Raw genomic sequence first — 15,810 nt, 5'->3', positions numbered from 1 at the left:
GTCGACGGGTTTCGAAACCGCCGCGGTCCGCTGTTCAGCCGGGCAGGGGTTCGCTGGCGCGGTCCGGGTCGGCGCCCGCGCTCGTGCTCCGCCGCTGCCCGTGCTCGCCGTACCAGTCGATGATGAGCAGCGTGGCGTCGTCGGCGAGGACGGGACCCGCGACCTCCAGGACCGCGTCGGCCAGGGCCCGGTTCGCCTCCCGAGGGTGCAGGCCGGCCACCCGCAGCAGCGCCGCGTCGAGGTCGAGCTTCGCCGCCCGGCGCTCCCGCACCCCGTCGGTCACGATCACCAGCCGGTCGCCGGGCCGCAGCGGGACGTCGCCGCTGCGGAACGTCGCCTCGGGCATCATGCCGAGCGGGAAGTTCCGCGGCAGCTGGACCGGCTCGACCTGACCGTCGCGGACCAGCAGGGCCGGCAGGTGCCCGGCGTTGATCAACATACAGACGCCGGTGGCCAGGTCGATCCGGCCGAGGATCGCGGTGATGAACGTGCTCGCCGCACTGGCGTGCTCGGCCACCGCGGCGTTCGCGGTCTCCGCCTGCTCGACCAGGCTCTGTCCCCGGCGGCGGGTGTTGCGCAGGCTGCCCACGCCCAGCGTCGCGGTCAACGCGCTGGCGACCCCGTGACCCATCGCGTCGGTGACGCTGAAGTGCAGCAGGTCCCGCGCCAGGGAGTAGTCGAAGGTGTCCCCGCCGATGCTGGCCGCCGGCTCCAGCCAGCCCGACAGCGTGAAGGCACCCGCCTCGCAGGTGAACGCACCGGGCAGCAGCCGGCGCTGGATCTCCGCCGACAGGTTGAACGGGGTCGTGCGCTGGCCCCATTCGAACAGGTCCGTGTGGCGGCGGTTGGCGATCACCACGAAGCCGAGCAGATGCGCGATCCGGCCGATCTCCTCCACCGACCGGGCGTCCGGCTCGTCCGGCAGCACCAGCTCCAGCAGCCCGATCGCCTCGCCGCGCTCCGTGACCGGCGCCCACACCGTCCACTCGCCGTCGCCGTCGAGCACCTGCGGCGTCTGCGTGCGCAGCGCCTGCTCCGTCGGCCCGCCCTCCAGCGGCAGCACGGTGGCGACCTCGTCACCGCCGCGGCGGCCGACGTCCTCGCTCGTGGCGTCCTCCAGCGGCACGTGCGCCAGCCGGACCAGCGCGCGTCCGCCCAGGTCGGCGATCAGGAACGACGCCGACCGGGCGTCGAGGGCCTTCGCCAGCTCCCGGGTGATCGCTTCCACGGCGTCGACGGGCGCCGCGTCCTCGACCGCGCCGAGCACCGCCGCCATCATCGAAGTAGCGCTGTGATCCACCCTCGAAGCATACGATCGCGGCAACAACCGGACATCTGTAGGCGGCTCGACCCGTCGCGCTAACGTTATCATTATCGATAGTGATATCGTGCTGGTGTGGAGATGTCGCGGGAACGATGGGCCGATCTGGCGCTGCACCCGGTGCGGATCCGGATCCTCAGGGCCGTCGCCGGGACCCGGCTGACCACCCACGACCTCCGGGCGCTCCTGCCGAACATCCCGCCCGCCACGCTCTACCGGCACCTGGCCACGCTCGCCGACGCCGGTCTGCTCGAGGTGGTGGAGCAGCGCAGGATTCGCGGCGCCGTCGAGCGGGTCTACGCACTGCCCGCCGGCGGGGCGACGCTGGACCCGGCGGCGCTGGCCACCGCGACACCCGAGGAGCACGCCCGGTATTTCACCGCGTTCGTGTCGAGCCTGCTGTCCGAGTTCTCCCGCTACGTCGCCCGCGATCGGGTCGACTTCGCCGCGGACGGCGCCGGCTATCAGCAGATTGTGCTCCACCTCAGCGACGCGGAGCTGGCGAAGTTCGCCGCCGACCTCAACCAGGTCATCGGGCCACTGCTCGGCAACGAGCCCGGCGAGGGCAGGGTGCCCCGCCTGCTGGCCACCGTTCTGCTGCCGGCCGACCGGCCGGCAGCGGCCGACCCCCAGGGAAGGGAATGACCGATGGCACCGGTCACGATCGAGGTCTCGCACCTGACGAAGCGGTATGGCGCGGTCACCGCCGTCCGCGACCTGACGTTCACCGTCGCGCCGGGCGTGGTCACCGGCTTCCTCGGCCCGAACGGCGCCGGCAAGACCACCACGATGCGCATGCTGACCGGTCTCGTGTCCCCGACGTCCGGCACCGCGACGATCGGCGGCCTGCCCTACCGGCGACTGCACCGGCCGTCGCGCACCGTCGGCGCGGTGTTCGACGCGAGCGCGTTCCACCCCGGCCACACCGCCCGGGACCACCTGCGGGTCTACGCCGCGATGGGCGGCCACCCGGACAGCCGGGTCGCCGAGCTGCTGGACCTGCTCGACCTCACCGGCGCGGCCGACCGGAGGACCCGCGGCTTCTCCACCGGCATGCGGCAGCGCCTCGCCCTCGCCACCGCACTGCTCGGCGACCCGCGGGTGCTCCTGCTCGACGAGCCGGGCAACGGCCTGGACCCCGAGGGCATGCGATGGCTGCGCGGATACCTGCGCCGCCTGGCCGACGAGGGACGCACCGTCCTGATCTCCAGCCACGTCCTCAGCGAGGTCCAGCAGCTCGTCGACGACGTGGTGGTGATCCGGCGGGGCGAGCTCGTCGCCGCCGGCCCCCTGTCTCGGCTCGCCGGGCCGCCGGCGGTGCTGGTGCACTCTCCCGACGCCGACCGGCTGACCGATGTCCTACGCGGCGTCCTGCCCGGGGTTCTGCCCGGGGTTCTGCCCGGCGGCGATCCGCCGGAGGTCGAATCCGTCCGCGAAGGGCTCCGCGTCCGCGGGCTGGACGCGCCCGGCATCGCCGACCTCGCGGCCGCCCACCGGCTGCGGGTGCACGGGCTCGTCACCGAGCACGCCACCCTCGAGCAGCTCTTCCTCGACCTGACCAACGACAAGGCGGCCACCGCATGCGGCACCTGATCAAGGCAGAGCTCCGCCGGCTGCTCGCCACCCGCATGTGGGGCGGGCTGCTGCTGGCCGCCGCCCTGGCCGGCGGCGGCCTGATGGGCGCGATGGCCCTCGTCGGGCCGGAGCACTTCGACCCGCCCATGCCCGGACTGGACACCGAGACCGGCGTCCGCGCCGTCCTCGGCCTGCTCGGCTACACCGCGTTCGTGCCGGCCGCCGCCGGCGCGCTCGCCGTCACGTCCGAGCACCGGCACCGCACCGCCGCCGTCACGTTCCTGTTCGCGCCCCGCCGCTGGCAGGTCCTCGCCGCCAAGCTCGCCACCTACGGCGTCGCCGGACTGGCCTACGGGCTGATCCTCGCCGGGACCGCCGCCGCGGCCCTGTTCGCCGTCACCGCCGCCCGCGGCGTCCCGCTCGGCCTGCCGGCCGGCGACGTGCTCGCGCTGCTCGCCCGCATCGGCCTCGCCATGCTCGTCTACCTGCTCGTCGGCGCCGGCGTGGGCGCCCTGCTGCGCAACCAGGTCGCCGCCCTGTGCGTCGTGGTCGGCTACCTGTACCTGGGCGAACCGCTGCTCATGCTGGTCCCCGGCGTCAACGCGCTCTACCCGGTGCTGCCCGGCGGCGCCACGGCCGCCCTCACCGACTCCACCTACGTCGCCGACGCCGTGGCCCAGGAACTCGGCAGCACCGCCGTCCAACTGCTCCCACCAGCCGCCGGCGCGCTGCTGCTCACCGTGTACGCACTCGCCGCGTCCCTCATCGCGGTCATCTTCCCCATGCGCCGCGACGTCACCTGACCCGGCACCACGCCGCGGCGGCCGGGCGGCGTCAGCGGGGGGACATGCGCAGGGCGCCGTCGAGGCGGATGACCTCGCCGTTGAGGTAGTCGTTGGCGATGATGGACAGGGCCAGGGTGGCGTATTCGGCCGGGGTGCCGAGGCGGGCCGGGAAGGGGACGCCGGCGGCGAGGCCCTTGCGGTACTCCTCCGAGACGGTCTCCAGCATCGGGGTGAGCATGATGCCCGGGGCGATCGTCATGACCCGGATGCCGTGCTGGGCTAGGTCCCGGGCGGCGGGCAGCGTGAGGCCGACGATGCCGCCCTTCGAGGAGGCGTAGGCGGCCTGCCCGATCTGCCCCTCGTAGGCGGCGACCGACGCCGTGTTCACGATGACCCCGCGCTGGCCGTGCCCGTCGGGTGTGGTCGCGGCGATCTGCTCGGCGGCCAGGGCCATGACGTTGAACGTGCCGATCAGGTTGACCTGCACGACCTTGGCGTACATGGCGAGGTCGTGCACCCCGCCGCGGCCGAGGACCCGGGCGGACGGAGCGATCCCCGCGCAGTTGACCACGACGCGCAGCGGTGCGGGGCCGCCCGCCGCGACCGCGACGGCCTCCCGGACGGCGGCGGGGTCGGTCACGTCGACCCGCATGCCGGAGATGCCCGCGGCGTCGTCGAAGTCGGCCAGGTCGAAGCCGTGCACGGTCGCGCCCGCCGCGGCGAGCGCGGCGGCGGTGGCCGCGCCGAGGCCTGACGCGGCACCGGTGACGATGGCGGCGGTGTCGGCGAGTTGCACGTTCAGCCTCCCGAGAGATGGACGTCGGTGATCCGCAGGCCCGCGTGGGCCTTGTAGCGGCGGTTCACCGAGATGAGGTTGGCGGTCAGCGCCTCGACCTGGTGGGCGTTGCGCAGCCGGCCGCCGTAGATGCCGCGGACGCCGGGGATGGTCCCGGCGAGCTCCTGCACCAGGTCGGTGGCGGCCCGGTCGTCGCCGAGCACCAGCACGTCGGTGTCCACGGTGGACCGTTCTGGGTCGTCGAGGTGCACCGCCGACACGTTGTGGAAGGCGCCGACCACGGTCGACAGCGGAAGTATCGCCGCGGCCTGCTGGGCGGCGGAGCCCTCCTCGACGGTCAGCGCGTACGCACCCTGCTTGTCGAAGCCGAGCGGGTTCACGCAGTCCACCACGATCTTCCCGGCGAGCGCCGGGGCCAGCTCGATGAGCAGTTCGGCGTGCCCGTCCCAGGGTACGGCCACGACGACGATGTCGCCCGCCGCCGCGGCGTCCGCGTTGGACGTGCCGCGGACCCGGCCGGGCAGTTCCGCGGCGACGGCGGCCGCTCGTTCGGCGGCCCGTGAGCCGAGCACGACGTCGAGGCCGGCGGCGGCGAACCGGCGGGCCAGTCCCCGCCCCTGCGGCCCGGTCCCGCCGAGCACGGAGACGGTCATCTGCTTCAGGTCGGTCATGGCAGCCGCTCGTACAGCACGACGGGGTTGCCGGCGGGGTCGGTGACCACCGTGCGCCGCTCGTGCGGTCCGGTCACCACTTCCCCGGCGGCGCCGCCCAGCGCGGCGACGCACGCGGCGAGGTCGTCGACCTGGATGCTCAGCACGGTCCGGCCGGGCACCGGTTGCTGCGTGGCGTCGGCGAGGCCGATGGTGACCGTGCCGTCGGTGATCGCGGCGTACCGGTCACCGTCGCGGAACCGGGTCGTCAGCCCGAGCGCGGTGTAGAACTCCAGCTGCGCGTCCAGCGACGCGGCGGGGACGATGACGTGACCGATCTTCATGTACGGAACCTCGGCATGACCTCGCGGGCAAACCGTTCGACGATCTCGATCGAACGGGCGATCGGCAGCCCGAGCCACTGGGCCCGGAAGACGAAGTGGTTGAAGCCGGCGTCGGCGAAGTCCCGCACCTTCGCGGCGATGTCGTCGGGCGAGCCGAAGAACAGGGCCTTCTGCTTGATGCCTTCCCACTGGGTCTCGAAGTAGTCCATGCCGTACTGGACGTATTCGCCGTAGGAGCGCTGGACGGCTTCGCCGGCGATGGCGTAGGCGTCGTCGAACGAGTCGGCGACGCACAGGTCCCGGTGGATGGGGAAGACCGCGCCGTCCTCGGAGAACCCGGCCTCGAGGCGGGCGGCGCGGTAGTCGGCGAGGTTGCCGACGGCCCAGTTGCGCCGCACGTTGGACGGCGCGAGCCACGGCAGCCCCTGCCGCGCGATCCGGGCGATGCCGATCGGCCCGTTGGCGCCGACCCACACCGGCGGGTGCGGCCGCTGTACCGGCAGCACGCTGCACCGCACGCCGTCCAACGAGAAGTGCTGCCCTTTGTGGTGCACCGGCTCACCGGTCCACAGCTGCCGCATCACGTCGAGGGACTCGTTCATCCGGGACACCCGGGTGCGTCGTTCGATGCCGAACGAGGCGAACTCGTCGTCGCGGTAGCCGGAGCCGATGCCGAGGACGAAGCGGCCGCCGGACATCTGGTCGATGGTGGCGATCTCCTCGGCCCAGTGCACGGGGTGCCCGAGCGGCAGGATGAGGATGCCGGTGCCGAGCTCCATCGTGCCGGAGTGCTCGATCAGGCGGGACAGCAGCGGCAGCGGCTGCGGTGTGGACAGCGACGACAGGTAGTGGTGGATGCCGAAGACCGAGTCGTAGCCGAGGTCGCGCACGTGCTGGACGTATTCGACGATCTCGCCGGTCCGCTTGTGCAGGTCGTCCCCGGGCTCGTACTGATGGTCCAGCAGGATGCCGAACTTCATGAAGCGTCTTCTTGGGACCGCGACTCGCTCAGGCGGAAGTACGGCGCGACCATCCGGTCCCGGTCCTCGAGGGCCTGGCGGATGCCCTTCTCGCGGCGCTCCTTGAGGAAGTTCCAGTCGCCCTCGTCGAAGCTGACGTTGGTGGCCCAGCCGTGCCCGACCCAGCCGGTCATGGCGCCGAGGCCCTTGCCGCGGGCCTCCATGACGACCTGCATCATCGACTTGCCCATCATCAGCGAATCGAGGGGCATGACGGCGATCGCGTCGGCGTAGTCGTCGGTCCAGCGCTGCAGGTCCTCGAGGGGCACGACCTTCGTGACGAGGCCCTTGCGCTCGCCCTCCTCGGCGCCGATGGCGCGCATGGTGAGCATGACGTCCTTCATCGTCGTCAGGCCGACCTTCTCGATCCAGTGGTACATGTCCTGCGGCGCCGGACCGAGGTAGCGGAACGCGGGGTGGGTGAAGCGGGCGTTGGGCGCGGCGATGACGATGTCGGCGGACAGCGCGATCTGGAAGTGCCCGCCGTAGCAGTACCCCTGGACCTGGCAGATGGTGGCCTTCAGCGACTCGATGATGGGCCGGGTGAAGCCGGAGCTGAGCACGTTGCGGTCGGGCAGGATGCGCTGCCGCTGCGCGGGGCGGCGCCGGGACGCCTTGTCGGTGCCGGTCTTGTAGCCGATGTAGTGGCCGAGTTCGGCGGCATCGGCGCCGGTACCGAAGTGCTCGCCCTCGCCCTTGAACACGATCACCTTGACCCGGTCGTCGGCCTCGGCCTCCCGGACCAGGTCGCCGACCCGCTCGAACGCGGCGACCGGGATGGCGTTGAGCCGGTCCGGCCGGTCGAACGTGATGGTGGCGACGGAGCGCTCCTCGTCGACGTCGTACCGGACGTACTTGGCGAGGACCTCCGGGTCGACCTCCATGTTCTCGACGTCCCACTGGTTTTCCAGGAGCTCGGCTTCGGTCTTCTTCACGGCGATTCCTTACTGACGGAAGGCGGGGAACACTTCGGAGGCGAACAGGCGCAGCGAGGCGCGGACCTGGTCGGTGGGCATGCCGAGCCAGCCGGGCCGGAAGATCAGATGGTCGAAGCCCATGTCGCGCAGCGCGCTGATGCGCTCGATGAGGAACTCGGGCGAGCCGAGCAGCAGCGTGTTGCGGACCAGTTCGTCGAAGCGGTCGCGCTGCCAGCGCAGCGCCGGGTACTCCGCGTAGGTGGAGTACTCGACCCGGGCGTGCGGCAGCGCCTCCTCGACGGCCCGTTCGGTGCTCGGCGCGCAGTACAGCTCGACGCCGACGGGACGCGACACGCTCCCGGGGTCGCGGCCGTATTCGGCGAGCGCGTCGTTGTAGACGGCGAGGTGCTCGGGCAGGAACCGCTTGCTCGGCGAGTTGCCGGGCGCGTACCAGGCGTCGCCGAGCCGGGCGGCGCGCCGGACGGCCTTCTTTCCGCCGGCGCCGATCCAGATCGGCGGGCCGCCTTTCGTGAGCGGCCGGATGCCGATGGTCGCGTCGGTCTGCGGGTAGAACTCGCCGTCGGTGGTGACGGGTTCGCCGCCCCACAGCGCCCGGATGAGCCGCAGGCTCTCGTCGAGGCGGCGGAAGCGGGTGTCGGGGTCGATGCCGAACGCGGCGAACTCGTTCTCGCGGTAGCCGGCGCCGACGCCCAGGACGACCCGGCCGCCGGACAGGTGGTCGAGCGTGGCGAACTCCTCGGCGATGTGCACCGGGTGGAACATCGGCAGCAGCAGGATGCCGGTGCCGATGAGCATGTTCCCGGAGCGCGGGATGAGGCTCGCCGTCATCGAGATCGGCTGCGGGGTGTTGAGGTTGGACTGGAAGTGGTTGATCGTCCAGACCGAGTCGTAGCCGAGCTCGGCGGCGAGTTCGACGGTGCCGAACAGGTCGCTGAGGTGCTTGCCGAGGTCGTCGCCGTGCGGGTACTGGTGCGACGCCATGATCCCGAACTTCATCGCTGCTCCTCTGCGGCCGCCCGGCTGATCTTGCCGGTGCTGCTGCGTTCCAGGGCGGGCACGAACTCGATCCGCCGCGGGGTCTTGAAGTGCGCGAGCCGGTCGCGGGCGAACGCGACGATCCGGCCGGCCAGCTCGTCGTCGGCGACGGTGTCGTCCTCGGCGCGCACGACGAGCGCCACCGGGATCTCGCCGAGCCGGTCGTCGGGCCGGCCGAGCACGCGGACGTCCCGCACGAGCGGGTGTTCCCGCAGCTCGTCCTCGATCTCCTCGGGCCACACCTGGAACCCACCACATTTGATCATGTCGCGCTTCCGGCCGACGAGGAACAGGACACCGTCCTCGTCGACGTACCCCATGTCGCCGGTGTGGACCCAGCCGTCCTGGACGAGCTCGCGGGACGCCTCGGCGTCGTCGACGTAGCCCTTGGTCAGTTCGGACCGCACGACGATCTCACCCTCGGCGCCGGTCGGCAGGGCCGTGCCGTCGCCGTCGCGGATCTCCAGTTCGACGCCCGGGTAGACCCGGCCGGCGGAGCCGGGCTTCCACTTGCCGGCCTTCATGTCCCGGCCGTTCCAGCCGGCGATGTGGCCGGCCTCGGTCGAGCCGTAGTTGACCAGGATCGGCACGCGGTAGCGCTCCTCGAAGGCGCGCCGGACCGGCCACGAGATCGCCTGCCCGGCGACCAGGACGGACTTGACGCCGGCGAAGGGCAGGTCCCGGTCGGCGTGCACGATGTCGAAGACCATGGTGGGCAGGAAGAAGAAGTTGTCGAAGGCGAACCGGTCCATCAGCTCGGCGAGCCGGTCGACGCCGAAGCGCTCCCAGACCACGGCGGGCCGGCCGACGAAGAACGCGAAGAGCAGCGAGTGCTGGCCCCCGCTGTGGAACAACGGCAGGGCGATCAGGTTCGCCTTGGCGTCGACGGCGGCGGTACCTTCGGCGTCGCTGCCGGTGGAGACCCGGGCGAGGCGTTCGAGGGAGGCGCGGGTGCCGCCGTGGGTGACGCTGACCGACTTCGGCCGGCCGGTGGTGCCGCCGGTGGACAGGATGCAGGCCTCGGCGTCGTCGGCGACGTCCACGGCGGGCACGGCGACCCGTCGCCGCCAGTCCAGGCCGGGCACCCCGGCGACCGCCCCGCCGACGGCCCGGACGTCGATGTCCGGGCCGCCGGCGAGCAACCCCGCAATGATGTCTGGGCGCCGGTCGTCCACCAGGAGCAGCCGCGGGGCGGTCTTGGCGAGGGACTCGGCGAGTTCCGCGGCGTTGTACAGGCTGCTGACGGTGACCGGGACGGCGCCGATCTTCCAGGCGCCGAACAGGAAGAACACGATCTCGGGGCCGTTGGTGAGGTAGCAGGCGACCCGGTCCCCCGCCGTCACCCCTTCGGCGCGCAGCGCGGCGGCCACGCCACCGGCGAGCTGGTCGACCTCTTCGAACGTCCACGAGCGGCCGTCGTCGCCGTACAGCGCGGGCACGTGCGGCCGGTCCGCGGCACGCCCCTCGAGGACGCGGGCAAGGTTGCTCATGCCGTCACCTCGCTCGGGGCCGAGACGCGCGGGATGATCTCGGCGCCGAAGCGGGCGAGCTGCTCCATGGCCTCGTCCTGGCTCGCGCCGACGAACTGGTGCCGCAGCGACACCTCGGTGATGCCGAGCTCGGACTCCCAGCGGCGGAGCTTCGCCACGATCTCGTCGGCGGACCCGACCAGGCAGTCCTCGGCGAGGTACCGGTCCAGGTCGATGGCCTGGGCGTCGTCCCAGGACTTGTAGCCGGCGTACTGGCGCTGCAGGTGCGGGCGGACACCGGCGGCGGCGGTCGCGTAGGTGTCGCCGACGGCCGCCTCGCGGCTCATCGGGTATTCGCGGTCGAGGCTGTGGCCGTGCTCGGCGAGGACGCCGCGGTAGACGGCGAGCAGCCGGGCCAGCTCCGCGTCGTCGCCCTTCGGGCCGATGAGCCAGGGGGCGTCCAGCCGGGCGGCGCGGCGGACGGCGGGCTCGGCGAACGCGCCGATCCACAGCGGCGGCCCGCCGGGCTGCACGGGGCGCAGCGCCAGGGAGGCGCCGGGGACCTCGCCCCAGGTGCCGGCGGCGTCGAGGGTCGCGCCGCTCCACAGGGCGCGCAGCAGCGGGACGTAGCCGGCGAGGCGACGCAGCCGGTCGTCCCAGGCGACCCCGAAGGCGGCGTTCTCGCGCTTGCGGTAGCCGGCGCCGAGGCCGACGGTCAGCCGACCGCGGGACAGCACGTCCAGCGACGCCAGCTCCTCGGCGAGGGCGATCGGGTTGAGCAGCGGTGCGACCAGCACGCCGAAGCCGATCCGGACCCGGGAGGTGGCCGCGGCGAGGTAGCCGGCGAGCGGGATCGGCTGCACGAACGCCGACTTCGCCAGGTAGTGGTGGCCGAGGTAGACGGCGTGGAACCCGGCCGCCTCGGCGGCGGCGGCCTGGGCCAGCACGTCGTCGATGCCGGCGGTGGCGGACGCCGCCGGGTCGAACTGGGCGCTCAGGAAGCAGCTGATCTTCACCCGACGACCGCCGCGGTCTTGTCCTGTTGCTGGGACTGTGCCTGGGACTGCGGCTGGGCCTGCGCGCGGAAGTGCGGGATCACCTTGGCGGCGAACTCCTCCATGGAGCGCAGCGCGGCGGCACGGTCCAGCGTCGGGATCCGCAGCCAGCCGATGTAGTGGTTGATCCCGAGCTGCTCGCGCAGCATCTCGATGGTGTCGATGACCTGCTGCGCGGAGCCGAAGTTGCCGCCGTGGGTGAGCGTCTGCTCCAGGGTCAGCAGCTCGATGTTCTTGGCGACGGCCGCGTAGTAGGAGCGCTCCTTCTCGATCGCTTCCTCGGAGCCGGGGATGACCTTGCCGACCGACTTGTAGTAGTTCATCGCGGCCTGCGCGGCCTGGCGCAGCCCCGCCTCGCCGTCGCCGCACCAGACCTGCTGCATGAACGGCAGGTCGTAGGTGGAGATGTCGAAGCCGTTGTCGCGCATGGCCTGCTGGTACAGGCTGAAGTTCTTCTGCATGATGCCCAGCGGGGTGAAGTTGGGCGAGGTGATGATGGACTCGCCGACGGCGCCGCGGTCGCGGAAGCTGTCCGGTGAGACGGTGCCCTGCAGGATCGGCGGGCCGCCCGGGGTGAACGGCCGCGGGTAGGTCGTGATGTTGTCGTAGTGGAAGATCTCGCCGTGGTAGGAGAAGTTCTCCTGCGACAGGGCGAGCCGCAGGATCTCCAGGGTCTCCTGGTAGCGCTGCTTGGACTCCTCCAGCGGCACGCCGAAGCCGGCGAACTCCGACGGCTGGTAGCCGCGGCCGACGCCGATGGACACCCGGCCGCCGGACAGGACGTCGAGGGCGGCGATGTCCTCGGCCAGGCGCAGCGGGTGGTGCAGCGGCAGGACGAGCACGGCGGTGCCGATGGTGATGCGCTTGGTCCGCTCCGCGACTGCCATGCCGAAGTTGATCGGGCTGCCGAGGATGCCGTACTTGGAGAAGTGATGCTCGGCCAGCCAGATCGAGTCGAAGCCGAGCTCGTCGGCCAGCTGGATCTCGTCGAGCGTCTCCCGCAGCACCTGATGGTCCGATGTGCCTTCGTTCACCGGGAACAGGTTCATGATGCCGAACTTCACGATCTCTCCTCGTTTATTCCGACCAGCCGGTATGTTACGGGTTCCGTGCTGGGCTTCGCAAGACAAAACGCAGGCCAGTGCCTATTTCACGGCCCGGGCCGCGACCCGCAGCGCGCCGGCCCGGCGGCGGTGCCAGGCGCCGGAGCCGAGCACCGCGTCGAGCACCAGCGCGCGGCGCAGGAACAGGTGCGGGTCCGCCTCCCTGGTGATGCCCATGCCGCCGTGCACCTGGATGCAGCGCTCGGCGGCGAACACCGCGGCCCGGCCCGCCGCGGCCTTGGCGGCGTGCACCTGGATCTCCGCGTCGGCGCGGCCGTTGTCGACCGCCCACCCGGCGTACAGGGTGAGGTCCCAGGCGGCCTTGCGTACCGTGGCGGCCTCGGCGAGCTGGAACGCGACCCCCTGGTAGGAGCCGATGACCCGGCCGAACTGCTCACGGGTGCGGGCCTGCTCGGCGGCGAGGTCGATGGCGCCCTGCGCGACCCCGCACAGCTCGGCGGCCACGACCAGGGTGGCCCGCCACGGCCCGGTCCCGGCCGGGGCGACCCGCGCCGGCTCGGCGAGGGTGACGTCGGACAGCGGCACCGACGGGTCGAGGGACTGCCGCGCGACGACCCCTTCGACGGGGGCGATGCCGACCCTGCCCGGCAGCAGCACCGCCAGGCCGTCGGCCTGGGCCGCGTATCGCACGAGCCCCGTCCCGTCCATCGCCGGCGTGAGCACCCGCTCCCCGGACAGGACGTCCTCGGGCAGCGGCGCGCCGCTCAGCAGCTGCACCGCGGCGGCGTGCGCCGGGAACCGGCTCGGCACCAGGTGCTCACCGAGGACCTCGACGGCGACCAGCAGGTCGATCAGGTCCGAGCCGATGCCACCGGCCGGCTCCGGCACCCCGAGCAGGCCGAAGTCGCGCAGCAGCGGGCCGTCGCACGCCGGGGCCCGCCAGCCGTCCTCGAGAGCGGTCCTCGCGGTGACCCCCTCCCCCTCCACGAGGGACCGGACGGTCTTGGCGATCTCCAGCTGTTCCTGGGTGAATGTCGCGCGCATGCCGGGCTCCGCTCAGCGTGAACGGGGCAGGTGCAGGACCCGCTCCGCGAGGATCGACTTCTGGACTTCCTCGGTGCCGCCCTCGATGGTGTGCGCGCGGGCGCGCAGGTAGCGGCGCATCCGGGCGGCGGCGCCCGGGCCGTCCAGCAGCACCCCGCCGCTGTCGTCGAGCTGCACCGCGAGCCGGTTGGCGTTCTGCACCACCCCGGCCCACAGGCTCTTGAGCGCCGAGGTCTCCGGCCCCGGTACACCACCGGCCTGGGTCTCGCCGAGCATCCGCATCGAGCCGATCCGGACCGCCTCGGCGTCGCACTGCAGCTGGCCGACCGTGTCCAGGAACGCGGTGTCGTTCGCGACGCCGCGCTCGAGGGCGACGTCGATGACCCGGTCGACGGCCTGCCGGGCCCACACCCACAGGTTCAGCGCCATGCTGCCGCGCTCGAACGCGAGGGTGGTGAGCGCGACCTTCCAGCCGTTGCCCACGCCGCCGAGGACGTCCTCGTCCGGCACGAACACGTCGTCGAGGAACATCTCGTTGAACTCGGTGTCCCCGTTGATCATCACCAGCGAGCGGACCGTGAACCGGTCCATCGGGGCCAGCAGGTAGCTGATGCCCTGATGTTTCGGCGCGGCGGCGTCGGTACGGGCGAGCAGCAGGCACTTGGAGGCGTTGTGCGCGTTGGACGTCCAGATCTTCGACCCGTTGACGAGCCAGCCGCCGTCCACCTTCGTCGCGGCCGTGCGCAGGCTGGCCAGGTCCGAGCCGGAGCCGGGCTCGCTGAAGCCCTGGCACCAGTACTCGTCGCCGCGCAGGATGCCGGGCAGGTGCCGGGCCTGCTGCTCGCGGGTGCCGTGCGCGATGATCGTCGGCCCGGCCAGCATCATCCCGACGCCGTTGAGCGGGTAGGGGGCGCCGCGGACGGCCGCCTCCTCGTTGAAGATCGCCTGGGCGAGGGAGTCCATGCCGCGGCCGCCGTGCTCGGCCGGCCACGACAGCCCGGCCCAGTTGCCGGCACACAGCCGGTCCTGCCAGACCCGCGACCAGTGCTCGCGCTGCTCCTGGGTCAGGTCCTCCTGGTCGGGCACGTCGCGCAGCGCCTCGTCGAGCCAGCCGCCGATCTCCCGCCGGAACGCCAGGTCGGTGTCGCTGTCATCGAAGTCCATGCGCGGTGACCTCGCCTTCTTTGAGCCGTGTCTTGTAGAGCTTGCCGTTGGGGTCCCGGGGCAGGGCGTCGTGCACGACGTAGTCGCGGGGACGCTTCGGCTTCGCCAGCCGGGCCTCCAGGTGCGTGCGCAGCGCCGCGACGACCGTGTCGCCGTCGGGGGCGCCCTCCAGCAGGGCGATGTGCGCCTTCGGCACCTCGCCGAACTCGGGGTCCGGCGCGCCGACGACCGCGGCGTCGGCGACCCACTCGTGGGTGAGCAGCGCCGCCTCGATCTCCGCCGGGTAGACGTTGACCCCGCCGACCAGGATCAGCTCGGCGGCGCGGCCGGTGATGTAGAGGAAGCCGTCCTCGTCGACGTGCCCGACGTCCCAGACCGTCATGAGTCCGTCGCGGCGCGACCCGTCGGTCTTGCCCGGGTCGTTGTGGTACTCGACCTTGTCGTTGCCCTGCCGCATGTACACGATGCCGGTCTGCCCCACGGGGACCTCGGTACCCTGCTCGTCGAGGATCTTCAGGGTGGAGATCGAGGCGGGCCGGCCGACGGTGCCGGGGTGCGCGAGCCACTCGTGCGGCCGGGCGACGGTGGTGCCGACCTCGGTCGAGCCGTAGTACTCGTACACGACGGGGCCGAACCAGTCGAGGATCCGCTGCTTCACCTCCCGCGGGCACGGCGCGGCACCGTGCAGCACGTAGGCGATCGAGGAGATGTCGTAGCGCTCGCGCGTCTCGCCGGGCAGCTGCAGCAGCCGGTAGAAGTGCGTCGGGACCATGCTGGTGCCGGTGACCCGCTGGTCCTGGACCCGGCGCAGGAACCCTTCCGGGGTCCAGCCGTCCATCAGGACCAGGGTGCCGCCGGCGTGCAGCGCGCCCATCGCCGGGGTGATGTTGGCGGAGTGGTACAGCGGCGCCGACACCAGCCACGAGGCGAACGCGGAGCGCTGCATCCCGAACTCGTTGAACAGCCACCCATAGGTGCGCGCGCCGGTGTCCGCGTCGATGCCGCTGAGCGGCCGCTTCACGCCCTTCGAGCGGCCGGTGGTGCCGGAGGTGTACATCATCAGCGAGCCGGCCGGGGTGTCCTGCGGGCTGGTGTCCGGCATGCCGTCGGTGAGCTCGTGCATCGTCGTGCCGTCGATGTAGACCTTGGCGTGCTCCGGGGCGGCGGCGCGCACCACGGCCTCGACCCGCTCGGAGGCGACCACGACCTTGGCGCCGCTGTCGGCGAGGATGTAGGCGACCTCGGGCTCGGTCAGGTGGTAGTTGAGGGTCACCAGGTACAGCCCGGACTGCATCGCGGCGAGGTACAGCGCGACCATGCCCGGACTGTTGGTCATCACCGCCGCGACGGTGTCGCCGACCTGCAGCCCCAGCCGGGTGCGCAACGCGTGCGAGATCCGGTTGACCTCGGCGAACAGCGCACCGTAGGAGATCCGCCGGTCGTCGGCGGTCACGATCGCGCACAAGTCCGGTTCGGCGGCTGCCCACAGCCGGAAACCGGTCCGGTCCTCGGTCATCGGACTCCTTGAACTAAATTCCGACCATCCGGTAT

The 15,810-nt window shown here is 72.1% G+C and carries 16 protein-coding genes; 3 read left to right on the top strand and 13 right to left on the bottom strand.

Features of this window, described 5'->3' with window-relative positions:
* Positions 1–34 precede the first annotated feature (34 nt).
* Positions 35–1,300 carry a PP2C family protein-serine/threonine phosphatase gene (locus tag ACZ6TV_RS44035; protein ID WP_465305533.1) on the bottom strand — a complete coding sequence of 422 codons (1,266 nt, stop codon included), beginning with the start codon at positions 1,298–1,300 and terminating at the stop codon, positions 35–37.
* A gap of 102 nt (positions 1,301–1,402) precedes the next feature.
* Between ACZ6TV_RS44035 and ACZ6TV_RS44030 the strand changes: the two genes are divergently transcribed.
* From ACZ6TV_RS44030 to ACZ6TV_RS44020, 3 genes are read left to right on the top strand one after another with little or no spacing between them, the layout of a single operon-like run.
* Positions 1,403–1,966 (top strand): helix-turn-helix domain-containing protein, encoded by a 564-nt coding sequence (locus ACZ6TV_RS44030; protein ID WP_465305567.1) that lies wholly within the window; start codon positions 1,403–1,405, stop codon positions 1,964–1,966.
* A gap of 3 nt (positions 1,967–1,969) precedes the next feature.
* Positions 1,970–2,914: an ABC transporter ATP-binding protein gene (locus tag ACZ6TV_RS44025; protein WP_465305530.1), complete on the top strand. Its 945-nt coding sequence runs from the start codon at positions 1,970–1,972 to the stop codon at positions 2,912–2,914.
* Positions 2,902–3,699 carry an ABC transporter permease gene (locus ACZ6TV_RS44020; protein WP_465305528.1) on the top strand — a complete coding sequence of 266 codons (798 nt, stop codon included), beginning with the start codon at positions 2,902–2,904 and terminating at the stop codon, positions 3,697–3,699. Before ACZ6TV_RS44025 ends, ACZ6TV_RS44020 begins: the two co-directional genes overlap by 13 nt.
* A 31-nt stretch (positions 3,700–3,730) precedes the next feature.
* Here ACZ6TV_RS44020 and ACZ6TV_RS44015 read toward each other — a convergent pair whose 3' ends face one another.
* From ACZ6TV_RS44015 to ACZ6TV_RS43960, 12 genes are all read right to left on the bottom strand, one after another.
* Positions 3,731–4,477 (bottom strand): SDR family NAD(P)-dependent oxidoreductase, encoded by a 747-nt coding sequence (locus ACZ6TV_RS44015; RefSeq protein ID WP_465305526.1) that lies wholly within the window; start codon positions 4,475–4,477, stop codon positions 3,731–3,733.
* 2 nt (positions 4,478–4,479) lie between these two features.
* On the bottom strand, positions 4,480–5,148 hold the full coding sequence (npdG, locus tag ACZ6TV_RS44010) for an NADPH-dependent F420 reductase (RefSeq protein WP_465305524.1): 669 nt from the start codon (positions 5,146–5,148) through the stop codon (positions 4,480–4,482).
* Positions 5,145–5,471, bottom strand: coding sequence for a VOC family protein (locus tag ACZ6TV_RS44005; protein WP_465305522.1), 327 nt, complete (start codon positions 5,469–5,471; stop codon positions 5,145–5,147). The genes npdG and ACZ6TV_RS44005 overlap by 4 nt, the downstream gene beginning before the upstream one ends.
* On the bottom strand, positions 5,468–6,451 hold the full coding sequence (locus tag ACZ6TV_RS44000) for an LLM class flavin-dependent oxidoreductase (RefSeq protein ID WP_465305520.1): 984 nt from the start codon (positions 6,449–6,451) through the stop codon (positions 5,468–5,470). The genes ACZ6TV_RS44005 and ACZ6TV_RS44000 overlap by 4 nt, the downstream gene beginning before the upstream one ends.
* Positions 6,448–7,425, bottom strand: coding sequence for an enoyl-CoA hydratase/isomerase family protein (locus ACZ6TV_RS43995; RefSeq protein WP_465305518.1), 978 nt, complete (start codon positions 7,423–7,425; stop codon positions 6,448–6,450). Before ACZ6TV_RS43995 ends, ACZ6TV_RS44000 begins: the two co-directional genes overlap by 4 nt.
* A 9-nt stretch (positions 7,426–7,434) precedes the next feature.
* Positions 7,435–8,424, bottom strand: a complete 990-nt coding sequence (locus ACZ6TV_RS43990; protein WP_465305516.1) for an LLM class flavin-dependent oxidoreductase — start codon at positions 8,422–8,424, stop codon at positions 7,435–7,437.
* Positions 8,421–9,953, bottom strand: coding sequence for a class I adenylate-forming enzyme family protein (locus tag ACZ6TV_RS43985; RefSeq protein ID WP_465305514.1), 1,533 nt, complete (start codon positions 9,951–9,953; stop codon positions 8,421–8,423). Before ACZ6TV_RS43985 ends, ACZ6TV_RS43990 begins: the two co-directional genes overlap by 4 nt.
* Positions 9,950–10,948 carry an LLM class flavin-dependent oxidoreductase gene (locus ACZ6TV_RS43980; RefSeq protein WP_465305512.1) on the bottom strand — a complete coding sequence of 333 codons (999 nt, stop codon included), beginning with the start codon at positions 10,946–10,948 and terminating at the stop codon, positions 9,950–9,952. Before ACZ6TV_RS43980 ends, ACZ6TV_RS43985 begins: the two co-directional genes overlap by 4 nt.
* Positions 10,945–12,051, bottom strand: a complete 1,107-nt coding sequence (locus tag ACZ6TV_RS43975; protein WP_465305510.1) for an LLM class flavin-dependent oxidoreductase — start codon at positions 12,049–12,051, stop codon at positions 10,945–10,947. The genes ACZ6TV_RS43980 and ACZ6TV_RS43975 overlap by 4 nt, the downstream gene beginning before the upstream one ends.
* A gap of 81 nt (positions 12,052–12,132) precedes the next feature.
* Entirely contained in the window at positions 12,133–13,095 is a 963-nt protein-coding gene (locus tag ACZ6TV_RS43970) for an acyl-CoA dehydrogenase family protein (RefSeq protein WP_465305508.1), read from the bottom strand.
* A gap of 12 nt (positions 13,096–13,107) precedes the next feature.
* Positions 13,108–14,259 (bottom strand): acyl-CoA dehydrogenase family protein, encoded by a 1,152-nt coding sequence (locus ACZ6TV_RS43965; RefSeq protein WP_465305506.1) that lies wholly within the window; start codon positions 14,257–14,259, stop codon positions 13,108–13,110.
* Positions 14,246–15,775 (bottom strand): AMP-binding protein, encoded by a 1,530-nt coding sequence (locus ACZ6TV_RS43960; protein ID WP_465305504.1) that lies wholly within the window; start codon positions 15,773–15,775, stop codon positions 14,246–14,248. Before ACZ6TV_RS43960 ends, ACZ6TV_RS43965 begins: the two co-directional genes overlap by 14 nt.
* Between the last annotated feature and the right edge of the window lie 35 nt (positions 15,776–15,810).

It is taken from the genome of Dactylosporangium sp. NPDC051087 (assembly GCF_055586325.1).
This window is presented reverse-complemented; position numbering and strand designations above follow the sequence as displayed.

What these genes read in the sequence shown, in the direction of transcription:
- ACZ6TV_RS44030 (WP_465305567.1), top strand. Translation starts at nt 1,403, where the DNA reads ATGTCGCGGGAACGATGGGCCGATCTGGCGCTGCACCCGGTGCGGATC.
- ACZ6TV_RS44025 (WP_465305530.1), top strand. Translation starts at nt 1,970, where the DNA reads ATGGCACCGGTCACGATCGAGGTCTCGCACCTGACGAAGCGGTATGGC.
- ACZ6TV_RS44020 (WP_465305528.1), top strand. Translation starts at nt 2,902, where the DNA reads ATGCGGCACCTGATCAAGGCAGAGCTCCGCCGGCTGCTCGCCACCCGC.
- npdG (WP_465305524.1), bottom strand. Translation starts at nt 5,148, where the DNA reads ATGACCGACCTGAAGCAGATGACCGTCTCCGTGCTCGGCGGGACCGGG.
- ACZ6TV_RS44005 (WP_465305522.1), bottom strand. Translation starts at nt 5,471, where the DNA reads ATGAAGATCGGTCACGTCATCGTCCCCGCCGCGTCGCTGGACGCGCAG.
- ACZ6TV_RS44000 (WP_465305520.1), bottom strand. Translation starts at nt 6,451, where the DNA reads ATGAAGTTCGGCATCCTGCTGGACCATCAGTACGAGCCCGGGGACGAC.
- ACZ6TV_RS43990 (WP_465305516.1), bottom strand. Translation starts at nt 8,424, where the DNA reads ATGAAGTTCGGGATCATGGCGTCGCACCAGTACCCGCACGGCGACGAC.
- ACZ6TV_RS43985 (WP_465305514.1), bottom strand. Translation starts at nt 9,953, where the DNA reads ATGAGCAACCTTGCCCGCGTCCTCGAGGGGCGTGCCGCGGACCGGCCG.
- ACZ6TV_RS43970 (WP_465305508.1), bottom strand. Translation starts at nt 13,095, where the DNA reads ATGCGCGCGACATTCACCCAGGAACAGCTGGAGATCGCCAAGACCGTC.
- ACZ6TV_RS43965 (WP_465305506.1), bottom strand. Translation starts at nt 14,259, where the DNA reads ATGGACTTCGATGACAGCGACACCGACCTGGCGTTCCGGCGGGAGATC.
- ACZ6TV_RS43960 (WP_465305504.1), bottom strand. Translation starts at nt 15,775, where the DNA reads ATGACCGAGGACCGGACCGGTTTCCGGCTGTGGGCAGCCGCCGAACCG.